We start from the raw sequence: 15,661 nt of genomic DNA on the forward strand, positions 1-15,661 counted from the left end.
CTCTTTTTTTAAATCCTTTATCATTTCTGACTGGAATTTTATCTTATGATGCTTCAACTTGCTAAAATTGAACGTAGATTTCTTGAATTGGAAAACCTTCTCTCCCGTCCTGAAATCATTTCAAACAACAATGAATTTCGCAAACTCAGCAAAGAACGCTCAGAACTAGAGGAAACAGTTAGACTTTATAGAGAATTCAAAAAAATAGAAGAGGATTCTAAGGCAACAGAGGAGCTCTACCAAGAGTCCACGGGCGAAATGCAAGAACTCGCTTTTGAAGAGCTCAAAGAGCTCAAAAAACGCTTTGAGGAGCTCGAAAAAACCTTATCGATCCATCTACTCCCAAAAGACCCAAACGATTCGAAGAATATTTTCCTTGAAATCCGCGCCGGAGCTGGCGGAGACGAAGCCAGTCTTTTTGCCGGACAGCTCTTCCGCTCGTATATGCGCTACGCAGAACGAAAAAAATGGAAAGTCGAAATCATGTCGTTAAACGAAAATGAACTCGGCGGAACCAAAGAAGTTATTGCTTTAATCGAAGGCGAGGGCGTTTACAGCATTCTCAAATACGAAAGCGGAGTCCACCGAGTTCAGAGGGTACCTCAAACTGAAGCTCAAGGTCGTGTGCACACATCAACAATCACAGTTGCTGTTTTACCTGAAGCCGATGACGTAGAAGTTACAATCAATGAAAATGAATTGCGCGTTGACACCTACCGTGCGGGTGGGGCAGGGGGGCAACACGTCAATAGAACAGACTCTGCTGTGCGTATTACTCACATTCCTTCGGGAATTGTTGTGGCCTGCCAAGATGAACGCTCACAAATAAAGAACCGCTCAAAAGCCATGAAAATCCTCCAAGCCAAACTTCTTGAAGCTGCTGAAATCGAGAAAGAAAAAGCCTTTTCCGAAGAACGTCGCTCGCAAGTGGGAAGAGGGGACAGAAGCGAACGCATACGCACCTATAATTTCCCTCAATCTCGCGTGACGGACCACAGAATTAACCATACCATTCACTCTATCGATGCATTTATGGAAGGCGACATTCAAGAAATGCTCGATTTATTGCGCCAACATTACCAAGCTGAAGCACTCAAGCTACAAGCTGAAGGCAATTGATATGCAAGTTGAGCAGGAAAAAAAAGAAAAACTCTGGACAATTCGAGAAATCCTCAATTGGACGAGCAAACATTTTCATGAAAAAAAGATAGAGACACCTCTTCTCGATGCTCAACTTCTCCTCTGTAAAGTTCTCAATTTATCCAAAGTTCAACTTTATATTGAAATGGATAAACCGCTCAATGAAACCGAAAAGCGAGACTATCGCGCTCTTGTCAAAAGACGCTTAAATGGTGAGCCCGTTGCTTATATTCTGAACGAAAAGCACTGGCATAATTTAAAATTATACGTCGATAAAAGGGTCTTAATCCCTCGTCCCGAAACGGAATCCATGCTCGACTTTGTCTTGCAAAATAAAAAGAACTGCGATCTAAAATATATCCTTGATTTATGCACAGGATCAGGCTGTCTTGCCATAGCTCTTGCCAAAGCATTTCCCACTGCCCACGTTATTGGGGTCGATATTTCACCTGATGCTTTGGCTGTGGCAAACATAAATGCTGAACTCAATTCAGTCCAAAACGTGGAATGGCTGCAAGCCGATCTGACTCAAACTGAAATATTTCAAGAATTAAAAGCAAAATACAACACCTTTGACATAATCGTTGCCAATCCTCCTTACGTAACAGAAAATGAATGGCAAGATCTCGAACCCAACGTTAAAGAATATGAACCGAAATTGGCTTTAGTTGCTGCGGATGAAGGCCTCTTTATTGGCGAACAGATAGTAAAAAATATAGAAATTTTTTCTTTACTCAGTTCGAATTCCATTTTTGCCATGGAAATGGCCGATAAGCAGCCACAAAAAATAAAAAGCGAATGCAAAAAAATTATCCAGCACAATCATCCTATTTGGGAAATTCCAAAAAATGAATGGTTCACACTCTGCGATTGGGAAAGAAAAGAGAGGTTTTTGCTAAAAATTTCTTTGAATATGAATCATACAAACGAACTATAATTCCATTAATTACAATCTCTTTCTGCAACAGGTTTGCTCAAAATATTTATAGATTTAACTATTTCATCTGGAAAATCTTTAATTGTTTTAAATTTTCTTTCAAATTTCATATCAAAAAAACAATGTTCAACAACATTTTGCCAGCATTTTGTTCCTAAATTAAAAATACGCTCCAATTCTTCAACTGGGTTTTTATGCTCATCTACATCTATTGTGCGAATTGGATATTCATGCTCAGACTTATAATAATATAAAGCTGCCGATTGTCTTCCTCTAAAATCTGCTTGAGAAATATTACCGGCTTTAAGTGCCATCAATAATCGTGTGTCTAAAGATTCACTTGCTGAGCTCTTAAAACTCTTTTCCATGTTTGTTAGAGTCTCTAGCGACAATAAACAGTTTCCAGAAATAATATAATTGTCTCCCATTATAATATCCCCAAATGTTTTAGCATATTCATTCGATATCATTTTTAGATCTTCTCCCGTGTAACTGAAAAATTGAAATTTTTTCAGATCGAGAACAGCAAGTTGTTTTCGCTGAAATGAAGGATCATTTTTCTTAAGATAATTCAAAATATTTGTACTGTTCTCATTGTCATTCAATAAGTTTCTAATACTATATGCAGTGCAAGGATCTTGCTTACCTTGAGCTGCAATTAAACTTTGATTTTTAAAATGGAATGCAGCATACTTTCCAATAAACGGAATAGCTGAGCAGATTGCAATTCCATATTCACTTTTATTTTTATCAAAAGCTATTATAGAGAATGTCATAAAATTAATCCTTTATTTTAGTTTATAAAACAAATTTTGGCACTTAATACACGATTATTTTAATAACTCAACACTTTTCCACAATTCAAAATCGAATTTTTATCTAGCGACCGACACATCTCTAAAGATTTATTTTGCTCTTTTTTTGCATACATATTGAAAAATACGACGATATATTTCATAAGATCATTCGCAATAGTATCACCATTTCCTAGACCAACTCCTAAAGTCATGGGATCGTGGATTGATTCATGGATTTGAGGAATATGATAAGCAGGATGGTATTGTAATTTAGACAAATCCGTAAAGTTCTCATGGTTACTGTAATTTATATTTTTAATCGAGGGAGACAAAACAAGATCGAAGTTATTTTTACCAAGTTGAGTTTGTCCCTTTAAAAGATGTTTAAATAGAGAAGACCAGATAGTCATTGTTGGAATTTTTATTGGCTTAATAGGATAATTCGCAGCTTCAAGAATATTCCCTGGATCCATTAGCAAAAGTGAATTCACATGAATATTTTGCTTTTCCTTAAATAGATTAACAATGGACATAGCCCCCATGGAATGGCCTAATAGATTCACATTTTCAAAATTAATTTGCTGTTTAACTTTTATCCCATAATCTAAAAATTGTAAATTATCGAGAATAAATTTTAAATCTGCAAAATTTTCAAGACGGCCGGAGTCATTATATTTTTCTGGTGGTTCTACTACGTGTCCATTTGCTTGTTTTATCGCCCCATTTACAAAAAAAGAATTCAATCCTAGAATTATATAACCATAACTGACCAACTCATTAATGATGATGTTGTAAGATTGAACGGAAAGACCTGACCCTGGTAAAAAAATGATAATTGGAAATTTTTTATTTTCTATACTTGGTGCTGCATTCTTAGAATTATATGTTTTTACATCTAAAAGAGTTTTTAAAGTGATTAACTCCGATTCTTTTAGTTTAAACTTTTTATTATAAAAATGAATACTCCTCATGATAGCCTCTCTATCGTACTCAGAAATTAATAAGGATTTTTCTTTGCTAGGATAGTATATTCTTGCATTTATTTCGTGACAAAATTTGTTGTTTTCTTGTGAAAAATCTTTTTCATTCACACTAGGATGATAAAATGTGTCAGGACAGATTTTATTATTTATAATATATAAATCTTTGTATCCTATGCTATAAGAACCAGATGGTGTAAGAAGATAATTTTTAGTATCTTTATTTTCTTGAGCATATCCTATATTGAATATTCCCAATAAGCACAAGAAAAGTATTTTTTTCATAGAGATTAAATCCTTGATAATTTTTTATAATAGATTAAAATACCTCTTGAACTTTATGCCAAGAGATAAAGTCTTGTATAACACGCAGTCCATTAAAAATGTTCCACACATCGTTTTCTTGATTGAGAAAATCCAATGGATTTGATAATTTCATCGGTTAATTTATTCCATGCATCACTCCCTGCCTGAATAATATCTTCGATTTTTTCGTTTAATCTAAATGAAAGATGATTTCTTTTTAAATAACTCCTCAATCTTTCAATATGATTTAATTGCGGAATATATGGAGGAAGAAAGTGTAAAGTAATATTTTTCGGTACAACAATCTTGCTATTATTATGCGCTCTTGAGCCATCTAAAATCATAAGAACATGTTCACTTCTCTTTATTTTTTTTGAAAAATCATTCAAAAATATCTGCAAATTCTCACTGTTTAAAGTTGGCATATCAAATCCGAATCTTTTTCCAGTATCAATATTTATTGCTCCATATATCCATGAATTTAAAAAACCATTCTCATTTTTATATTCAGGGCGAACGCCTTTTGGGCTCCAAATTCCTGATGTGATTGTCTTTTGCCCATATCTAGTTTCATCTTGATAATATTGAATAACTTTTTTATCTGGATGTTCTCTCTTTATCTTTTCTATTACTTTAGGAAAGTTTTTTCTCCATTCTGCAATAACTTCTGAATCATTTTTAATATGTACTGGTCTCAGTTTGACTTTTCTTAAACCTATTTTCTTACAAAATGAATAAATGCCAGATCTACTAAACTTCTTACCATTATTCTTATGGATAAGATTTTTTATAATTTCAACATGAACAACTTTTGCATGTGATTCATGAGAGTTTTTTAAAATAACTGACTTTTTAAATCCAAAATCTCACTTGAGCTTAACAAACTTTTCCTACCCGTTCGAGGTCTTTCAAAAAGATTCATCATTCCATTTGCTTTAAATTTTCCGATTGTTTGGTAAACGGTTTTAGGGCTGCACTTCAATACTGCGGATATTTCTTTAACCTTAATATCCATTAAAAAGAGCAGAATTATAGCAAGTATCCTTAGAAGTTGCGCGGTTAATTTTTTCTTTAGAAGTCCCTTTAAAGTTTCATTAAAATGAGTTACTATCTTCGGCATATGCAGCATTCCTTTTTTATTAGTAGTGAAGATGAAGTGCTGCATACCTTTTACACGAATAATTCAAATTTATAAAACTTTGTACCTGATTTCTTTTTTAAAGCAATTTATGTTATTGGTAATCTATTCTTTGGAAGAAACTTTTTGGACTGCGTATTATTAATTGCATTTATACTTGGCTTTTCATTAAATTCACTGCGCAGTACATTCAGAAAAAATATTTTTGCTGGGCTTAAAACTCAGGAAGATATATCGAAGTGGGTTTCTTTGAGTAATTTATTCACCTTTATGCCAAGGGCAATCTTTCCACTTATTGCTTCCTTACTTATTGTATCGATTTCAGCAGATATCATACTTTCTGTTACGGGAATAATAGTTTTTCTTATGATCAGTATATTAACTTACATTTTAAGACAAAAACAAAGAAAAAATACTTTATTAAACAATATAAAAGTAGGGAAAAATACACATGTATGCAATCATAGTTGATCCGCTTTCAAGCGGATCAGAGTATTTAAATGAACTTCGTAATTATGCAATAAAAGTAATTTCTATTCTTTCGCGTCGAGCTCAAAATTCTATGAAAACCTCACACTTAAGCGATTATATAACTGAGGGAGAGGATTTCTCTTCATTATTGCAAAATTTTCTGGATATCACCCAAGGTGAAAAGATATTATTTTGCTTACCAGGAAGTGAAATTGGTGTTGAGCTTGCAGAAAAAATAGCACAAAATTTAAAGTTGAAAACAAATAATAAGGACTTCAGCAAAGAAAGACTGAATAAATATTTAATGCAAGAAAGAATTAAGCACTGTGGCTTAAATTCGATAAATCAATTCCTCATAAAAAAGAGCTCGTGCGAATTTCCTAAATTTTCATTCCCAGTTGTCCTAAAACCCACTCAAAGCGCGGGCAGTGATGGTGTTATATTTTGTAATAATCAGCAGGATGTAAAAAAATATATTGATAAATATTTTGGAAAAATTAATAAAATAGGCGTTATGAACAATGAATTGCTTATGCAAGAGTTCATAGCAGGGACAGAATTTGTTGTCGATCTCGTCACGATTGATAACCACTGTGAATTAGTTGCCATGTGGAAATACGAAAAAATCCTAAGCGCGGAAGGCAATTTCATATATTCTTCACTCAAATTAATAAATGCAGAGCATAAATATTTCAATACTCTATTGTGTTACGCAAAAAAGGTTATCAAAGCTTTAGGAATCTGTTTTGGACCTGCCCATGTCGAAATTATGATCGATAAAAAAGAAGAACCTATTTTAATAGAAGTCGGCAGCAGACCACATGGTGGGAAATCACAAGCAATTATGCGCGAATGTTTTGGTTATAATCAGATCACCCGTACCCTGGATAACATATTTAATGAAATAAAAAATTTTACTTATGCACCTAAAAAATATGGTGAATTAGTATTTCTAATTTCGCAAAAAGAAGGGAGATTTAAAAGTTTTGGCTGCAAAGAAGATATTGCAAAATTAAATGGATTTATAGATTTTTTTCCTTTTGTCTCAGACAATGAGTATTTGGAATGTACAAAAGATCTTGCAAATATACCTGATATAGTGATGTTTGCGCATGAATCTGCTGAAGTTGTTACAAATAGCGTTAAAAAACTTCGAGAACTTGAAAAGGATGAAAACTTTTATGAAATTTATTCATAAATGTATAGATTTAATCTATGAATCTTTTGCTTTAAAAAAATCATTTCCACTTCCTTCTTTAACTACTTTTTTAGGCTTTGTTTCTTGCTTTAAATCGCGCGTGTTTTTCTGGACTGCAATTGCAGCAAATAGACTTAATTTAAACGACATACCATAAAAACCTTTTTCGCTGAGTGTTAAACTCGAATTCCAAAGACCTGCACTGAGCAATAATATTGCGATAAGCTCAGACACCCAACATTAGCCAAAATATATTCCTGTCACTGCAATTCCATCAAGTTTATCTCGCACACTTTTCTGTAATGAGACAGCAGAAAAAAGCCCATACAAAAGAACCGTAAAATAATAGCCTTTTTCATTCAGTTGCATAGCTGCATTCCAAAGCCCAATATTAAAGGCTAAAAATCCAGCAAAAAGCGCAAGTCAAGAGGCACCTATAAATGCGGGCGAGGGTTTAACCGGAGTATTCATTTGAAATCCTTTCTTAGGTCTTATTGAGAAATTATATTACACTATGAATCAAAAAAAATAATCCATCATAACTTAATTTATAAAAATAAAAAGTGCAAAAATGTATTTAAAAAGGTAATTTTATTAGCGAAACTAAGTCCAAAATATACTTAGGATCATCCCAAGGTGCAGGAACAATAATACTGTCATTAATAGCCACAGAACTCCATTTATCTCCAATATTATTGACAGCTAAAACATATGTGTATTCATTTTGAAATAATTTTGAACAGCGCAACTTTAATTTTAAGTATGAATGAGCTCCACCGTTTAAGATAAAATAATTTGTATCTGCAAAAAAGCCCTCACTCATTCTCCAAGAACCATATTCTTTTTGTGGAAGCCAATTGTATTGATATTTTTTATTCACGCATAAGATATGCGCTTCATCAGAAAATGCACTAAGAGAGAGGATAGCTATCCAAAAGAAAAAAATTATTTTATATTTATTCATGCTTAATTATCCTAATTATATATAAAGGATATTGTTAATTAAGTATATTAATACAGATTTATTTAAAAAGGGCAAGTATTTTCATTCTAATAATTTTAGTCTATAAGAAATTGGTTAGATCGTTTACTACTCACACAGGAAGAAATTTATGTCCGATAAATATGAATTAAAAGAAAATTTAAAAGTCATTTTCGATATGGATGGCGTAATTATAGACTCAGAACCTATGTGGCAAGAAGCAGAAATTGAAGTTTTCAAGACCGTCGGTTTAAATTTAGACAATGCAATGTGCCAGCAAACTGCTGGATATAGGGTAGAAGCTGCAGTTGATTATTGGTTTAGAAAACAGCCGTGGACAAATAAGTCAAAGCTGCAAGTTGAAAATGAAGTTAAAGATCTAGCCTGCAAATCGATTGTTGACCATGCACTCGCAAAGCCGGGAGCTATCAATCTTATTCATGAGCTCGCAAAAAATAAAATCACCATGGCTATTTGTTCATCCTCTTCAATGAAAATAATAAAGACCGTTTGTGAAAAATTAAATATAACTTCGTTCATGCAAATCTTACAAACAGGAGAAGATTGCAGCTATGGTAAACCTCATCCAGAACCATATTTAGCAACCGCCAAACGACTCAATGCCCTTCCTTCACAATGTATTGTAATAGAAGATTCATTAACAGGAGCAATCTCAGGCAAATCTGCGGGCATGAAAGTGATTGCAGTTCCTGAAGAACACAACTTTCAAAAAACAATTTTTGATTTTTGCGATGCAAAATATTCAAGTTTAGAAAAGATTAAAATAGAAGACTTATTGAAAATAATTTCGAAATAAAAATTAAACTTATTCTCAAATAATCTCGAATTAAAATATTCATTTGGTAAAGAAGTTGTTGTCTAAAATTAAATCCCTGTAATTGCTTTAATCAGTGAGCGAGGCAAAACAAGATAATTAGCACAATTTAAAGCCAATTAATACAAAGATTCAAAAAAAATATTCTTAACTGAAATGACAAACAGGCCCAATACCATTTCCTATTTTGTAACGAGAACCTCTCATGATAGATTTTGAAATATAATTTTTTGCTATTTGGAAAGAAGTTTCTCTGTCCATTCCTTTTGCCAAATTTGCAGCTATTGCTGCAGAAAAAGTACAACCCGTACCATGGGAATTATTTGTGACAATTTTTTCAGATTCAAGCCAAATAATATTCACTTTATTACCATCATAAGTAGCCATGCAATCAGAAGATTTATTGCCATTTTCAAAATGACCACCTTTTAAAATCACAGCACGTGGTCCCAATAAAAGTAAATCTATCGCAGCGTTTTCCATATCTTTTAGAGAACTTATTTTCCTTGAAAGCAAGATTTCTGCTTCAGGTAAATTTGGAGTTAATATTTCTGCCAAAGGAAGTAAATCATTCAATAATGAATTTAGAGCATCGTCTTTCAGAAGTTTAAAATTATTTTTAGATAAAATCACTGGATCTAGAACAATATTTTTACATTTAAATTTAACTAATTTTTCAGCAACTATTTTAATAATATCATCTGTAAATAGCATACCGATTTTTACTGAATCAAAACCAATATCGCTTAAAACACACTCAAGTTGCGTAGCAATTGAATTTTGCGAAATTTCCTGAATATTAAATACACCCATGGTATTTTGCGATGTTATCGCAGTAATAACCGAAGCTCCATAGCATTTGAATTCATGGAATGTTTTTAAATCTGCTTGGATTCCGGCTCCCCCTCCCGAATCAGAACCCGCAATACTCAACACCCTCGAATAGATCTTCACTTCCCCTAAATTTAGCATAGTAGACATCCTAAAATTTTAAAGTTATACGTTTAGCGATCACCAGAGGTGCCCTTTATCGGGCTGAGATTGCCATTTCGGCAAGACTCTTGGAACCTGATCTGGATTATACCAGCGTAGGAAGAGTGATAAGTTTTGTTTAATCACAGTTTATATTTATATCCGCACATTTTTCTTTTCACAATCGCTTTCAAGCGATGTGTTTCCGCATTTTTAATTAAACACATCTTATTATCTCTTTCCATAGTTCCCGCTGGATTTCCAATAATTCTTGTAAAAGAAGGAATCCATCTATGGAAAATTTTAAACTTTTTGATCCAAAAGAAATATTTAAAGAATACCCAGAAAGTAAAAAAACTTATTTTGAAGGTAAGTTATTTAAAAATTTAAAAGTTCCCATGCGTGAAATTAAAATAAATGGGAATGGAAAAAAGGACATTTCAAAAAGCATTTACGTATATGATTCATCTGGTCCTTATTCAAATAAAGATACGAATATAAATATCAATGAAGGTTTGTTTCCTTTACGGAGAAGCTGGCTTTTAAAAAGAAAGCCAATCCAAGGAGGGATAACCCAAATGGGATACGCTAAAAAAGGGATTATTACGGAAGAGATGGAATATGCTGCCATTCGAGAATCTCACCATAATCTGAAACTTTTTGAAGAAAATATAGAACGTGAAAAAAGGTTACAAAGTAGAAATAAAAAATTTACTATTCCTAAAGTCATTACACCTGAATATATCCGTGATGAAATTGCCAATGGAAGAGCAATCATTCCTGCAAATATTAATCACCCAGAGCTTGAACCCATGGTCATTGGCAGGAGTTTTTTAACAAAAGTTAATGCAAACATAGGCAACTCTGCAATAAATTCTTCCATTGAAGGAGAAATTGAAAAATTATTGTGGTCCCTTAGATGGGGCGCTGATACCATTATGGATTTGTCTACTGGAAAAAACATTAAAGAAACTAGGGAATGGATTTTAAGGAATTCCCCAATACCTGTAGGTACTGTGCCATTGTACCAAGCATTAGAAAAAGTAGGTGGTATTGTTGAAGATTTAAGCTGGGAAGTTTATCGAGAAACCATTATTGAGCAAGCCGAACAAGGCGTCGATTATTTTACAGTACACGCTGGGATTCTATTACCATATGTTCAATTAACACGAAATCGAATGACAGGAATCGTTTCCCGTGGCGGAGCCATTATGGCTAAATGGTGCACTTCGCACCATAAAGAAAATTTTATTTATTCTCACTTCCAAGAGCTCTGTGAAATCATGCGCCATTATGACATCACCTATTCCCTTGGTGATGCGCTTCGTCCAGGATCTATTGCAGATGCAAATGACGAAGCTCAATTTGCAGAATTAAAAACCCTTGGTGAGCTTACAAAAGTCGCATGGAAATTCGATGTTCAAACAATGGTTGAAGGACCAGGTCATATTCCAATGCATCTCATTGAAGAAAATATGGAAAAACAATTAGAGTATTGTCATGAAGCTCCATTTTATACCCTTGGGCCTCTCACAACAGATTTTGCTCCTGGATATGATCACATTACGAGCGCAATTGGTGCTGCCATGATTGGATGGTATGGATGCGCAATGCTTTGTTACGTTACTCCAAAAGAACATCTCGGATTACCAAATAAAGATGATGTAAAGCAAGGCCTCATTGCCTATAAAATAGCAGCTCATGCATCTGATCTTGCTAAAGGACACCCAGCTGCAAGGAGTTGGGACGACGCTCTTTCCTACGCTCGTTATCATTTTCATTGGGACGATCAATTCCATTTAGCACTCGATCCGGAAACCGCCCGCAAACATCACAATGAAAGCTTGCCTGATGAAAAAAACCTCCGCACACCCTATTGCTCCATGTGCGGTCCCCGTTTTTGTTCCATGCGCATAAGTTCACAGATATTTGAGTCTGATAAAGATAATTGAGTCATAGCTATTTTATATAAAAAAGGAATCAATAAAGTGCGCGTTGGAATTATAGGTGCAGGTATACTAGGTAGACTAATAGCTATTGAGCTTTTTAAAAGAAAATATAAAGTAACAATATTTGAAAAAAGTGATGCCAATTCTTCGGGATCATGCACGACTACCGCTGCTGGAATGCTTGCACCTTGGTCAGAATCATATGAATCCAGCCAACTCGTTTTTGAATTAGGAGTTACATCATTAAAATTATGGCCTAATATTTTGAAAACATTAAACTCAACCCATTTATTTAAGAGACAAGGGACAGCCCATCTTACTTTATATCGAGAAAGACATAAATTAGAGCATTTTTTTGAACACTTAAAAAAAAGAAATATCCATTTTGAAGCAATTAAAATCAATAGTGAAAATAAAAAAGAATTCGTTGGAGAGTTTTCGCAAGAATATTCTTTTGGATATTATTTTCCTCAAGAAGCAACTTTAAATCCCATGGAGTTTATTTTAAAATGCAATGACTTTTTTAAAGAGAATAAAATTTCGTTTAATTATAATCATATAGTAACATTTTATGAAAACAATAAAATTACTACAGATCAAGGCGATTTCTACTTTGATAGTGTCATTAATACTATGGGATTGGGGGCTAAAAATGTATTTGAAAAAAGTAAGGAAAGTTTAAGAGGCGTCCGTGGATCTTTAGTACTTGTGCATGCACCTTTGGTAAACATCCATTCTGTCATCCGCCTTACCCATTTACGCTATCCCATTTACATTGTTCCAAGAGGAAATAATAAATATATCATTGGTGCCACAAGCCATGAAACTGAATGCCTAAAACCAATTACAGTTGAGTCTTTACTCGAACTCTTAAGCGTTGCTGCGCATTTTGATAAAGGGTTTTTAGAAGCAAATTTACTAGATCAAAGAGTCAATTTGCGCCCCACTTTTATGGATGGTTCTCCCCATTTTTATAGTCAGAATGGAATTCATTACATAAATGGTCTCCATCGAAATGGGATTACCATTTCACCTGCCTTAGCGAATATATTTTGCAATTACCTTGAAAGAAAAAGTAACAATAACTTAGATTTTCCTATAGAAAATAATAAAATTATGGAGGAATTATGTCTAAATTATTAATAAAAGTAAATGGAGATAAAAAAAATTACAATGTGGAAAAGTTAAGTATACAAATGCTTCTTGAAAAAGAACAAATTAAAACAAATGGAGTTGCCATTGCATTAAATAAAGTCTTTATTCCAAAACAAAAACATTCTGAGTTATTCCTTCAAAATAACGATGAAATTGAAATTATCACCCCTTCTCAAGGAGGATAAATGCTAGACTTATATGGAAAAAAGTTAAGTTCTCGATTTCTTATTGGAAGCGCCAAATACCCTTCTTTGAATATTTTAAAAGACTCAGTTATGGCATCCCAAGCGGAAGTGATTACCGTATCATTACGGAGACTATCTCCAAATTCAAAGCTAAAAAATGTATTTTGGGAAACTATAAAATCATTAAATATAAATATATTACCAAACACCTCTGGCTGTTACCTTGCTAAAGATGCAATTACAACAGCGCATATAGCAAGAGAGTTATTTGAGACGAATTGGTTAAAGCTTGAAATATTTGGTGACAGCCTAACCTTACAACCAAACCCTTATGAATTATTAAAAGCTGCAGAGCATCTTGCCAAACATAATTTTTCACTTTTTCCATATATGACAGATGATCTTGTTGTAGCGAATGAACTTGTAAATCTTGGATGTAAAGTACTTATGCCTTGGGCTGCCCCTATTGGGTCTGGCAAAGGAATAACAAATTCATTCCATTTGAAGGTTTTGCGGGAACGGTTTCCTTTTGTTACCTTAATTGTCGATGCAGGAATCGGTGCCCCTAGTCATGCAGCTTATGCCATGGAATTAGGAATGGATGCGGTTCTTTTAAATACAGCAGTAGCTGAATCCCACAACCCTACAGCGATGGCATCCGCATTTTCCATGGCCATAACGGCAGGCAGAAAGGCTTATTGTAGTGGCATGATCCCGCAAAGCGATTTTGCCATATCGAGTTCTCCCATCGTTGGCATTCCATTCCAGTAAACATTATTGAGGAACAAATGCTTGAAATAGATAAAAATAAAATGCGATTTTATCCCATAGTAGATAATTTTGAATGGGTAAGAAAATTGATCCAATGGGGTGCAAAATCAATTCAACTTAGGATTAAAATAAATAATAATGTTCCAAATAATTACGAAGCAGGAGAATATCTAGAAAATCAAATCAAATCCTCTATAGAATATTGTAAAAAACACCAATGCCAACTTTTTATAAATGATTATTGGGAACTTGCTCTTAAGTACAAAGCATTTGGCATCCACTTAGGCTACGAAGATTCACATGAGGCCGACCTTATGGCACTTCAAAACGCAAAAATAAATTTCGGATTGAGTACGCATGATTATAACGAACTTGATTTTGCTTTAAAACTCAATCCTTCCTATATTGCCCTAGGACCTATTTTCCCTACACAAACGAAAATCATGCGCTTTGCCCCTCAAGGAATATCTAGAATTACAGAATGGAGAAATCTGATCCCAGTAAATATTCCATTAGTTGCCATTGGAGGTATTTCATTACAACATGGATTCAGTATTTATTCAGCTGGCGCAGATAGTATTTCAGTCATAAGTGATTTTAAATCTTCACAACATCCTGAAGGACGTGTCAAAAATTGGATTCAAATAGGTGAGTGTTTATGAATATCAATAAATATTCAAGACATATATCAATTCCTTTTGTTGGAATCCTTGGGCAAGAAAAAATAAAAGATACAAAGGTAACAATAATTGGCGCTGGAGCGTTAGGACATAGCACTTCGATTTACCTTGCTGCTTCTGGCATTGGGCATATTTCTATTTTTGATCATGATATTGTTGAAGAATCAAATCTTTCCAGGCAAATATTATTTTCAGATCAAGACATTGGAAAACCAAAAGCAAAATGTCTTACAGAATATCTTAAAAAACTTTACTCTGATGTCGAATTTCATTTTTTTGATAAAGAATTTTCTGTAAACAATAGTGATATGCTTCCTTCTAATTGCAACTTCATTATCAATGCAAGCGATAATTATACAACGAGACATGCAATAAATTTAGTTAGCCTACAAAAAAATATCCCCTGGATTGACCTAGGGATTTTAAAAACTCAAGGGCATTTCTGTCTTTTTAATCCAGGCCTTGGTTGTTATGAATGCTTATTTTCAGACGCAACGGACTCCATAGAAAATTGTTCTTTATCTGGAGTCTTATCCCCCATCTGTGGTATCATAGGCTCATTTGCAGCAAATGAAGTTATTAAGTTCATACTTGGTAAACATACAAAAGACATCAACCACTTTTTTAGTTTTGAATTCCTAGAAAATAATTTTAAAAAATTCTACTGGAAAAGAAACTCAGATTGCCAATATTGTAATGAATTTTTAAAATTACGCCCAATCTCAATTCTTGAAAAAAAAATTTACGATGACTTTTTTATAGATGAGCAAAAATTTAAAGAAAAACAGCGAGATGAAAATAACCTAGCTGTTTTTTTAGATGAACCAACACTTCATTCCTCTTTGGGTTCTGCTTTCGAAGAAAGCGATTTTCAAAACAAAAAAACAAAAATTCAATTCATTAATGAAAATATTCACTCGATATTAAATAAAAATTTTTTTCTGATTGATAAACCTAAAAATGAAGAATATTATTCGAAATTTAAACTTATTATTTTTTTATGTCGTAGTGGGATAAAAAGCAAAACTGCCTGTGAAATTTTTAGAAAACAAGGATTTAATGCGTATTATGCACTTAACAGATAATAATTTATTTTTTTAAAAGGTTTTAGGGAAATTTTTAACTATTATATATCTTTAAAAGGGTGGTTCTGTTCCTTACAGGA

At 33.4% G+C, this 15,661-nt stretch carries 16 protein-coding genes, 2 pseudogenes and 1 riboswitch; of the genes and pseudogenes, 11 read left to right on the forward strand and 7 right to left on the reverse strand.

The window, feature by feature from the left end:
- Nucleotides 1-45 precede the first annotated feature (45 nt).
- Both prfA and prmC read left to right on the forward strand, forming a co-directional pair.
- Complete coding sequence (gene prfA, locus H7355_RS13035) at nt 46-1,119, forward strand: peptide chain release factor 1 (protein ID WP_186648342.1); 1,074 nt, start codon at nt 46-48, stop codon at nt 1,117-1,119.
- Nucleotide 1,120: 1 nt separating this feature from the next.
- On the forward strand, nt 1,121-2,077 hold the full coding sequence (gene prmC, locus H7355_RS13040) for a peptide chain release factor N(5)-glutamine methyltransferase (RefSeq protein WP_186648344.1): 957 nt from the start codon (nt 1,121-1,123) through the stop codon (nt 2,075-2,077).
- 5 nt (nt 2,078-2,082) lie between these two features.
- On the opposite strand, the gene H7355_RS13045 is transcribed toward prmC, so the two are convergent.
- From H7355_RS13045 to H7355_RS13060, 4 genes are all read right to left on the reverse strand, one after another.
- Nucleotides 2,083-2,853 (reverse strand): DUF1028 domain-containing protein, encoded by a 771-nt coding sequence (locus tag H7355_RS13045; protein WP_186648346.1) that lies wholly within the window; start codon nt 2,851-2,853, stop codon nt 2,083-2,085.
- A 59-nt stretch (nt 2,854-2,912) separates the two neighbouring features.
- Nucleotides 2,913-4,139, reverse strand: coding sequence for a hypothetical protein (locus tag H7355_RS13050; protein ID WP_186648348.1), 1,227 nt, complete (start codon nt 4,137-4,139; stop codon nt 2,913-2,915).
- A gap of 92 nt (nt 4,140-4,231) precedes the next feature.
- Entirely contained in the window at nt 4,232-5,002 is a 771-nt protein-coding gene (locus H7355_RS13055) for an IS630 family transposase (RefSeq protein WP_186648582.1), read from the reverse strand.
- Nucleotides 4,996-5,280: a helix-turn-helix domain-containing protein gene (locus H7355_RS13060; RefSeq protein ID WP_186648350.1), complete on the reverse strand. Its 285-nt coding sequence runs from the start codon at nt 5,278-5,280 to the stop codon at nt 4,996-4,998. Before H7355_RS13060 ends, H7355_RS13055 begins: the two co-directional genes overlap by 7 nt.
- Nucleotides 5,281-5,424: 144 nt before the next feature.
- On the opposite strand from H7355_RS13060, the gene H7355_RS13065 reads away from it, so the two are divergent.
- Nucleotides 5,425-5,769, forward strand: a complete 345-nt coding sequence (locus H7355_RS13065; protein WP_186648352.1) for a hypothetical protein — start codon at nt 5,425-5,427, stop codon at nt 5,767-5,769.
- Nucleotides 5,750-6,967 carry an ATP-grasp domain-containing protein gene (locus H7355_RS13070; RefSeq protein WP_186648354.1) on the forward strand — a complete coding sequence of 406 codons (1,218 nt, stop codon included), beginning with the start codon at nt 5,750-5,752 and terminating at the stop codon, nt 6,965-6,967. Before H7355_RS13065 ends, H7355_RS13070 begins: the two co-directional genes overlap by 20 nt.
- A gap of 15 nt (nt 6,968-6,982) precedes the next feature.
- Here the strand turns inward: H7355_RS13070 and yiaA are convergent.
- Nucleotides 6,983-7,438, reverse strand: a pseudogene (gene yiaA, locus H7355_RS16245) (inner membrane protein YiaA).
- A 106-nt stretch (nt 7,439-7,544) separates the two neighbouring features.
- Nucleotides 7,545-7,931 (reverse strand): hypothetical protein, encoded by a 387-nt coding sequence (locus H7355_RS13080; protein WP_186648356.1) that lies wholly within the window; start codon nt 7,929-7,931, stop codon nt 7,545-7,547.
- A 148-nt stretch (nt 7,932-8,079) separates the two neighbouring features.
- Here H7355_RS13080 and hxpB point away from each other — a divergent pair, with 148 nt between their 5' ends.
- Entirely contained in the window at nt 8,080-8,766 is a 687-nt protein-coding gene (hxpB, locus tag H7355_RS13085) for a hexitol phosphatase HxpB (RefSeq protein WP_186648358.1), read from the forward strand.
- Between the two features lie 165 nt (nt 8,767-8,931).
- Here the strand turns inward: hxpB and thiD are convergent, their stop codons facing one another.
- On the reverse strand, nt 8,932-9,756 hold the full coding sequence (gene thiD / locus H7355_RS13090; protein WP_222435721.1) for a bifunctional hydroxymethylpyrimidine kinase/phosphomethylpyrimidine kinase: 825 nt from the start codon (nt 9,754-9,756) through the stop codon (nt 8,932-8,934).
- Between the two features lie 34 nt (nt 9,757-9,790).
- Nucleotides 9,791-9,897, forward strand: a riboswitch (TPP riboswitch).
- A 152-nt stretch (nt 9,898-10,049) separates the two neighbouring features.
- On the opposite strand from thiD, the pseudogene thiC reads away from it, so the two are divergent.
- From thiC to H7355_RS13120, 6 genes and pseudogenes are all read left to right on the forward strand, one after another.
- Nucleotides 10,050-11,702, forward strand: a pseudogene (gene thiC, locus H7355_RS13095) (phosphomethylpyrimidine synthase ThiC); the annotation flags it as partial.
- Nucleotides 11,703-11,744: 42 nt separating this feature from the next.
- Entirely contained in the window at nt 11,745-12,848 is a 1,104-nt protein-coding gene (locus H7355_RS13100) for an FAD-dependent oxidoreductase (RefSeq protein ID WP_186648362.1), read from the forward strand.
- Nucleotides 12,833-13,045 carry a sulfur carrier protein ThiS gene (thiS, locus tag H7355_RS13105; protein ID WP_186648364.1) on the forward strand — a complete coding sequence of 71 codons (213 nt, stop codon included), beginning with the start codon at nt 12,833-12,835 and terminating at the stop codon, nt 13,043-13,045. Before H7355_RS13100 ends, thiS begins: the two co-directional genes overlap by 16 nt.
- Nucleotides 13,046-13,816, forward strand: a complete 771-nt coding sequence (locus H7355_RS13110; protein WP_186648366.1) for a thiazole synthase — start codon at nt 13,046-13,048, stop codon at nt 13,814-13,816. It abuts the gene before it with no gap.
- Between the two features lie 17 nt (nt 13,817-13,833).
- Nucleotides 13,834-14,478: a thiamine phosphate synthase gene (locus H7355_RS13115; RefSeq protein WP_186648374.1), complete on the forward strand. Its 645-nt coding sequence runs from the start codon at nt 13,834-13,836 to the stop codon at nt 14,476-14,478.
- Complete coding sequence (locus H7355_RS13120) at nt 14,475-15,581, forward strand: ThiF family adenylyltransferase (protein ID WP_186648376.1); 1,107 nt, start codon at nt 14,475-14,477, stop codon at nt 15,579-15,581. The genes H7355_RS13115 and H7355_RS13120 overlap by 4 nt, the downstream gene beginning before the upstream one ends.
- The last annotated feature ends 80 nt before the right edge of the window (nt 15,582-15,661 follow it).

The sequence above is a fragment of the Fluviispira vulneris genome (assembly GCF_014281055.1).
In the GTDB taxonomy this organism is placed as follows: Bacteria; Bdellovibrionota_B; Oligoflexia; order Silvanigrellales; family Silvanigrellaceae; genus Silvanigrella; species Silvanigrella vulneris.